This window comes from Polaromonas sp. P1_G4 (genome assembly GCF_056405475.1).
In genome coordinates, this window is record NZ_JBFUCA010000356.1 from 1 (window position 1) to 4,449 (window position 4,449).

The 4,449-nt window shown below is 59.6% G+C and carries 4 protein-coding genes; 2 read left to right on the forward strand and 2 right to left on the reverse strand.

The features are described from left to right. Window positions 1-228: 228 nt before the first annotated feature. On the forward strand, window positions 229-1,089 hold the full coding sequence (locus AC1D1X_RS16435; RefSeq protein ID WP_477698670.1) for an XRE family transcriptional regulator: 861 nt from the start codon (window positions 229-231) through the stop codon (window positions 1,087-1,089). Window positions 1,090-1,171: 82 nt separating this feature from the next. Then, window positions 1,172-2,542: a sensor histidine kinase gene (locus AC1D1X_RS16440; RefSeq protein ID WP_477698671.1), complete on the forward strand. Its 1,371-nt coding sequence runs from the start codon at window positions 1,172-1,174 to the stop codon at window positions 2,540-2,542. A gap of 25 nt (window positions 2,543-2,567) precedes the next feature. Here AC1D1X_RS16440 and AC1D1X_RS16445 read toward each other — a convergent pair whose 3' ends face one another. Next, window positions 2,568-3,152 (reverse strand): response regulator transcription factor, encoded by a 585-nt coding sequence (locus AC1D1X_RS16445; RefSeq protein WP_457279564.1) that lies wholly within the window; start codon window positions 3,150-3,152, stop codon window positions 2,568-2,570. 211 nt (window positions 3,153-3,363) lie between these two features. Continuing rightward, on the reverse strand, window positions 3,364-4,449 hold a 1,086-nt coding region (gene trpS / locus AC1D1X_RS16450; protein ID WP_477698672.1), incomplete at its 5' end, for a tryptophan--tRNA ligase.

The window sequence follows — 4,449 nt, forward strand, 5'->3', positions numbered from 1 at the left end:
GACTGGTACCGCGTTTGCGGAGGGCAGCAATGACATCGGCGGGGTGCATATCTTCCTGTGCGGGTGTCGATTTAATTGTGCTCATATCTAATATTATGAGCACAAAACAGGCCAAGTCAAACATTTTTTTCTGCCTGTTTCAATTTGTGCTACTTTTATTGTATTTTTTACCAATTAAATGAGTGTTATGTTTGCTCATTTTGTGCTGGGGGGAACAAAATAGTGTTCATGAACACAAAAGAAGCAGCATCAGGGGCGGGGGGATCTGGCAAGCTCCAGCACTATTCCTTTACCGCCGTAACGCCGGTCAAGGCGGAAGAGCCCATTGCGTGGTACCTGCATGAGGCCGCAGCAGCCGTCGACAAGGCGGGTGCCAGGTCTGTGCGAACCGAAGCCAGGTCGGTTTTCATGCGCCAGTTTGGCCAGCGCTGCCGCATGGCCCGGGGTACAAGGGAAATCAATGAGGTTGCGGCCACGGTCGGGGTTCACCGCAACACCATCTGGAACATAGAGCGTGGCGACAGCCTGCCGGATGCGTTCGAGCTGGAAGTACTCGCCAGGGAATACCGGTTGACGCCTGGGCAACTACTGGGCCGGGAAGCTCCAGACGAAACCCGGGCTGCTGCGGCAGTGGCGCGCGACGTGCGCGCGGTCGAGACCGGCACGTTTGTCTATGCGCCCCTGTTTGACCTCCGCGCTTCGCCGGGCCGGGATGTATTCAACGACCTTGGGTCGGTCGTGGCGATGCGACCCTTTGATGTGCAGTTCATCCGGTATGACCTGGGCATTGACCATAACGACATTGTCATGTCCACGGTGGCGGGCGCCTCGATGGAGCCGTGGCTGCATTCCAGGGACGCAGTGCTGACTGACTTGCGGGATCGCGATGCCCTGACGGAGGGCGTGCACATGGTACGGCTTGACGGCGCCTTGCTGGTCAAAAAACTGCAGCGCCTGCCCGGCAAGATATTGCGCGTCAGCAGCTACAACCCGGCGTATGAACCGTTTGACATCCAGGGCTACGAAAGTAYAGACCGGGATTTTGCCGTGCTTGGCCGCGTGCGCTGGGCCGGCGTGACTTTTAACTGAGCGTAAGTCCCTAGACCGCAACGCAACAGGCGTGCGCCGCGGATGGCATTGCGGCCCCGGATGCAACGTAAACTCGCATTCCATGGACCACCCCACAGCGATCCGGCCTATCCAGGGCGCGCCAGATATCTCGCGCGAGGATTGGGTGGAAATGCGGTTGATCCACATCTTCATGCGGTATGCCCGCCCGGCCCTGCATTCTGCACTGGTCCTGATCGTGTCCATGGTGGTGATTCTCTACCGCCATGTAGACCTGCTCAGTCTGGGCATCTGGGCAACGGCGGCGACGCTGGTGACCCTGGTGCGGTATCGCGTCATCRGCATTTACCAGCGTTCGCTGCTGGGCGTCAGCGGCCCTGCGTTGCGCGCATTCATGGCGCGCTACACGTGGACGTGGCCCATGAGTGCCATGGTCTGGGGTGCGTCGATGTTTGTGTACTTCCTCAAAGCGCCCGTGTATGACCAGTTCCTCGGCATGATCGTCCTGGTCGGAATGGCCGGGTTTGCGGTGGGCACCTTTTCCTCCTGGCTTCCCTGCTTCAAAGGCTATGTGAACGGCCTGGGCATTTCCACCCTGACGGTATTTTTCTACCAGCTGATGCTGGAAAGAGGAATTTCTTCCACGTTCAATACCTGGGGCATGGTGGTGCTGATCGTCATTTACTGGGTGGTCATTCGCGTGTCGGGCCAGCGCTTTCACCAGGTGCAGCGTGCCAACCTCGAACTGCAGTACGACAACTCCGAACTGATCAGATCGTTGACTGAAAAAAGCCGTGCCGCCCTTGAGGCCATCGAGATCAAGAACCGTTTTATCGCCAGCGCCGCGCATGACCTGCGTCAGCCGGTGCATGCCCTGGACCTGTACGCCGGCTGGCTGGCTGCCGAGCCAGAATTCGTGGCGCAGATAGCGCCCAAGATCGTCCGGTCCACCAAGGCGGTCAACGACCTGTTCAACTCCCTCTTCGACCTGGCGGGGCTGGAGTCCAGTCCGCTGCGGGTCAACCTGCAGGCCGTAGACCTGGCGGGGCTGGTGCAGGATCTGGAGGCGCAATACGCACCCTTCGCGCGGGAGCGCAACCTGCGCCTCAGGATTCGCCCTGCAGTGGGACAGGTAAGGTCTGACCCAGTGCTGCTTCAGCGGCTGGTCGGCAACCTGCTGTCGAACGCGCTGCGCAACACGCATCGAGGCGGTGTGCTGCTGGCTGTGCGCCGGCGGCGCGGAGTGCCATGCATCGAGATATGGGACACCGGTGTGGGCATCGCGAAAGAACACCAGAAGGCGATCTTTCAGGAGTTCTACCGGATTCCCCTGCAGGGTACCGAAGAAGGCTTTGGGTTGGGCCTGGCCATCGTTTCGCGCCTGAGCGAGGCGCTTGGGCATCCTGTGAGGCTTGCCTCCAGGAGCGGGCGTGGCAGTGTCTTCTGGGTGGAGTTGCGCACGCCAGGCCAGTGACCCGGCCCGGTGTTGCCCGGTCTTGCTAGAGCAAGCCCTGGGTGCGCGCCAGGTGGCTGGCCTGTGAGCGGCTCTTGACATTCAGGCGCCGGAACAGCCGCCACAAATGCACTTTCACTGTGTGCTCGCTGATCTGCAGCTCTTCGGCGATGTCGCGGTTGCTCATGCCTTTGTCGAGCATGACCAGCAACTGCTTTTGCCGCTTGGACAGTTTTTCCGTTGGGGTGGATGGCTCCGGGTCGAGTTCTTCACTCAGGAAGACGCGCAGGACGTTCGATATCTCGGTGGCCCCCGCAGACTTCTGGATGTAGGCATCGGCACCTGCCTCAATGGACAGGTCCTCGTAGTCCTGGGCCGGCGCGGCCGACAGCACCACCAGGGGCACGTTGGGGAATTGGTGTTTGAGCTCACGCACGCCCGAAACACCATTGGTGTCAGGCAACCTCAAGTCGAGGCAGATGAGTTCGGGGACACCGTGTTGCTGCACGGCAGGCATTACCGCGGCGAGCCGGTCCAGCTCGGTCACAGTGGCCTTGCTGCTAAGGCGGCGAATCAACATGACAACCGCTTCGCGCATCAGCGGATGGTCATCTATTACAAAAATACTCATTAGTTCACGTCTGAAGTATCGTTCCTGTCAGCTATCGAGCATAACTGGTGAATGTCAACTTTGGGGCACTAATAAACTTGAAATTGCGGTATTTTTTCAGGGTGGTAATACCCTAAAACAACAATGAATAAGTCTTTCGTACCAATGTGATTCTGTCGAAGGCCACCGCGCACGGCCAAAGCCCCTGGCCCAAATTGCTTAATCCCGCAACTCAGGGAGTTACAGGTGCAAAAAAACGTAGCGCTGTTTCGACCTCGGCTGCCTCGATACCGGGCAAGATTTGAAGCTTATCTTGCAGTGCAGCAAGCGCACCGGTCCCTTCGTTCTGCAGGGTGGAAATTATCAGCGCGGCTTCCCGGGGAGATTCAAAGCCATGGCTCTGCAGCAGCACCTTGGCGTCGGCATCCTGCAGCTTGAAATAGAACTGGCCGTCCTTCTCACGGTATTGCTTGAAGGCCGGAGCAACACTTTTGACTGACTTCCCTTTCGACGTGCCAGCCGGCTTTATCGCGAGGTTGCGCAAACCAACGGCGCGACGCAACTCGCCCATGAAAGGCGTGGCCTCCGCGCGCGCCTTCTGCGCACCCGCCTGCAAGGTCGCCTCGATCTTTGCCGGGTCGCTGATGAGGTCGTGGTATCGCTCGCGCATGGGCACTACTTCACGGTCAATGCGCTCGAACAGCAACTGTTTGGCATCGCCCCAGGCAATGCCTTCGGCATAGGCCTTGCGCAGGGCCTGGGTTTCGTCCGCGCTCGCAAAGGCCTGGTAAATCTGGAACAGCGCCGAGCCCTCGACTTCCTTGGGTTCGCCCGGTGCGCGTGAATCGGTGAGGATGCCGGCGATCAGCTTGCGCATCTGCTCGCGTGGGGTGAAAAGCGGAATCGTGTTGTCGTAGCTCTTGCTCATCTTGCGACCGTCCAGTCCGGGCAGCAGCGCGACGGACTCTTCAATCACCGCTTCGGGCAGCACCAGGTGCTCACCGTACAGGTGGTTGTAGCGCTGCGCCATGTCGCGCGCCATTTCGATGTGCTGGATCTGGTCGCGCCCCACCGGCACCTTGTGCGTCTTGAACAGCAGGATGTCCGCGCCCATCAGCACCGGGTACATGAAGAGGCCGGCGGTGACGTCGGCATCAGGGTCGTTGCCGRCTGCCTCGTTCTTGTCGACAGAGGCCTTGTAGGCATGGGCACGGTTGAGTACGCCCTTGCCTGTGACGCAGGTCAGCAGCCAGGTGAGTTCAGGGATTTCCGGGATGTCGGACTGGCGATAGAACGTCACGCGCTCCGGGTCCAGCCC

Coding starts and splice junctions, on each gene's coding strand:
- AC1D1X_RS16445 (WP_457279564.1), bottom strand. CDS start 3,152: ATGAGTATTTTTGTAATAGATGACCATCCGCTGATGCGCGAAGCGGTT.